3 protein-coding genes and 1 tRNA gene are annotated in these 2,693 nt (G+C 51.8%); all 4 read right to left on the bottom strand.

What is annotated here, in order from left to right:
* Window positions 1-144: 144 nt before the first annotated feature.
* Window positions 145-229: transfer RNA gene (locus ACIQVE_RS29435), tRNA-Tyr, on the bottom strand.
* A 143-nt stretch (window positions 230-372) separates the two neighbouring features.
* Complete coding sequence (locus ACIQVE_RS29430) at window positions 373-810, bottom strand: hypothetical protein (protein WP_402815448.1); 438 nt, start codon at window positions 808-810, stop codon at window positions 373-375.
* Window positions 811-817: 7 nt separating this feature from the next.
* A complete protein-coding gene (locus ACIQVE_RS29425) occupies window positions 818-1,570 on the bottom strand; it encodes a pantothenate kinase (protein ID WP_402815446.1) in 753 nt (250 codons plus the stop codon).
* On the bottom strand, window positions 1,560-2,513 hold the full coding sequence (gene birA, locus ACIQVE_RS29420) for a bifunctional biotin--[acetyl-CoA-carboxylase] ligase/biotin operon repressor BirA (protein ID WP_402815444.1): 954 nt from the start codon (window positions 2,511-2,513) through the stop codon (window positions 1,560-1,562). Before birA ends, ACIQVE_RS29425 begins: the two co-directional genes overlap by 11 nt.
* Between the last annotated feature and the right edge of the window lie 180 nt (window positions 2,514-2,693).

The raw sequence follows: 2,693 nt of genomic DNA, 5'->3' as shown, positions 1-2,693 counted from the left end.
AAAAATAAGCAAAAAAACCAAAACAACAAGCACAAACACAAAAATTCCATACACTACCCTCAAACGAACACGCAACATCAGCAAGGAAGGCTGAGGTTCTACCACTAAACTATACCCGCAGAGCTTGCAGCTCACGCTAAAATCTGGTGGAGGGAGAAGGATTCGAACCTTCGAAGTCGTAGACGTCAGATTTACAGTCTGATCCCTTTGGCCGCTCGGGAACCCCTCCTAATCAGGCCGGCATTCTATACTATGCCAAACCCTTGTCAAGCATTTTTCTCATTTAAAACCTGAGGTTAGCTGCTTTGACATCACACTACAGCACCAACCTTTAAAGGTCTTCACTGCGGAGCGGGCGCCATTCTATGCAAACTATTCAGCAGGTGCAACCCCCCCGCACCGCATTATTTTATGTTTTAACTCATTGAATTCATTGGAAAGGTTTTCCAACTGCGCATCACCCAACAATCGCTGGCTTTCAGGTGCGATACGCAACCAAAAACCCAACGCAGGAGCACCATCAAGCGATGGCTGAGCCTTGATGTCCATTTGATTCAAACGCAGCCCCAGCGCCACAGCCATCTCCTGACGAGTAAAACCACCCAAATAAAGGCACTGACTTTCAGTTCGCTGCGGACCAGATCTCTCCCCGGAAGCCCCTCCACCTTCACTCAGAAGGCGAATATCCTGCTGCGAACCTTTATACAAACTCAGCGGTGTTACATCCTTTGCCCGCAATGGAGCTTCCTGTTGATGCCAGACGTAATAGAAAACATTGAGAACAAGAAGCAGCAGGAACAACCAACGCATACATACCTCAAGACAAAGGACATGCCACAGCCAAACCTACGAATACCAGATCGGGAACAAACCTGGCTCCAGGCGCCACGTCTGCAACCAGATCCGCATCGCCACCTGTAATAAACACAGTAAAGCCCTCCCCCCAATAGGATCGCGCCATTTCCAGCTGGGTAAGCACGAACCCCTTCAACATAAGCGAGCATCCACGCTCCACCGCCTCAACAGTACTTCGCCCCGGAGCCTGGCTTGTTAACGCACGCTCAGCGGCAAGGTCGTCATAGCGAATTTTTCGAGTATGGGTGCGCAACTGATTGCGCATCAACGGCATACCAGGACAAATGAAGCCACCAAGATGCCCCCCATCTATCGCGATAAAGTCGGCCGTCACAGCCGTGCCAAAATCCAGAACGAGACATGGGCCTTTAGCCAGATGAAAGCCACCAAGCATCGCCAACCAGCGATCTAGACCTAGACGCTCGTAATCTTCATAACCGTTTCTTACACCAGACATTTCACGAGCAGGTTTCGCACAGACGACCGAAACATCGAAGTCTCGCTCGAGCATTTCAATTAAGGTGTCCGTTTCCGCGGCAGTGCGAACACTCACTAGGCGACACCTGGTTAGCGACAGCCCACTAACCGCGCGCAGGCCTTCGCAAAGCGCCAGGTCAGAATCAACCACGCCCTCCGCGACAAAAGCAACAGCCTCAGCTCTATTCAGAACTCGCCATTTTATAAAGCTGTTTCCGCAGTCGAGCTCAAGAATCATCACGCAACCTCAGACTGAGCTCGCCACCGCTAAAGACCTTTTCCACGCCATTCACCTTTAACCGCAGCGCACCTTGGTTATCAATTCCGAGCACTACTCCATCTATTTGACTGACACCTGCAATCAAGGATACCGATCGCTCCTGCCACAAATGATTTTCTTCCCACTCTGCCTGGAGAACTGAGAAACCACCCGTTTGTTGACGCTGTATGTATGCCTGCAACTGCTCGCTCAACTCAGCTGCGAGAACATTGCGATCATAGCTTTTACCAGACTCAAGCCGCATGGACGTCCATTGCTGATCAACCTCTTCGGCAAGCTGCATATTCACGTTAATACCTATACCCAGGACCACATGGCAGACATCAGCCGGATCCCCAACGAGCTCTAGCAGAATGCCGGCGATTTTCTTGCTGCCCACCAGAACATCGTTGGGCCACTTCAAGCCAACGCCAGACACTCCCAGCTTTCGTAGGGTTTGCAAGACTGCCAGCCCAACAACAAGACTCAGCCCCTCAAGCTGGCGCATACCTCCATCAATCCGCAGAACGAGACTGTAATAAAGGTTTTCGGCAAACGGACTAACCCACTTGCGCCCCCTGCGCCCGCGCCCGGAAGTTTGTCGCTCGGCAAGCACCAAAAATGGAGCGGGCTGCCCCAAGCCGATGCCGCGCAATGCCTCAGCGTTAGTGGAGTCGGTAGAGTCCAGGACTGTGACTGGCCAGACTGCCTTCATTCCCCCAAACTTAAGAGGATCGAGCAACGCCAGTGGAGCAGCCAACTGATAGCCACGCCCCCGAACTTTGTGGATGGACAGTCCAAGCTCAGCTTCAAGGTGCTGAAGCTGCTTCCATACCGCACTTCGACTAATTCCCAGGGCAGCGCCAAGGTCCTGACCAGAATGGAATCGGCCATCCTTCAGAAGATTCAACAACGTCAACATGCAGGTCTCGCCTCACAATGAGGCTCGAATAATAGCCATGCCCCGGGCAGTTGCATAGAAATCAAGCAGACACATTTCCTGCGGACAAAACAAAACCCCAACTGCTTTCGCAATTGGGGTTTCGGAATTTAATCTTGACGATGACCTACTCTCACATGGGGAAACCCCACACTACCATCG

The organism is Pseudomonas sp. NPDC098747 (assembly GCF_044760045.1).
Taxonomy (GTDB): Bacteria; Pseudomonadota; Gammaproteobacteria; order Pseudomonadales; family Pseudomonadaceae; genus Aquipseudomonas.
Note: the sequence above shows the minus strand (reverse complement) of the source record. Positions and strands in the feature narration are given on the sequence as shown.

Bases quoted from the DNA above. Each gene is read 5' to 3' on its own strand.
- birA (WP_402815444.1), bottom strand. From the start codon at position 2,513: ATGTTGACGTTGTTGAATCTTCTGAAGGATGGCCGATTCCATTCTGGT.
- ACIQVE_RS29425 (WP_402815446.1), bottom strand. From the start codon at position 1,570: ATGATTCTTGAGCTCGACTGCGGAAACAGCTTTATAAAATGGCGAGTT.
- ACIQVE_RS29430 (WP_402815448.1), bottom strand. From the start codon at position 810: ATGCGTTGGTTGTTCCTGCTGCTTCTTGTTCTCAATGTTTTCTATTAC.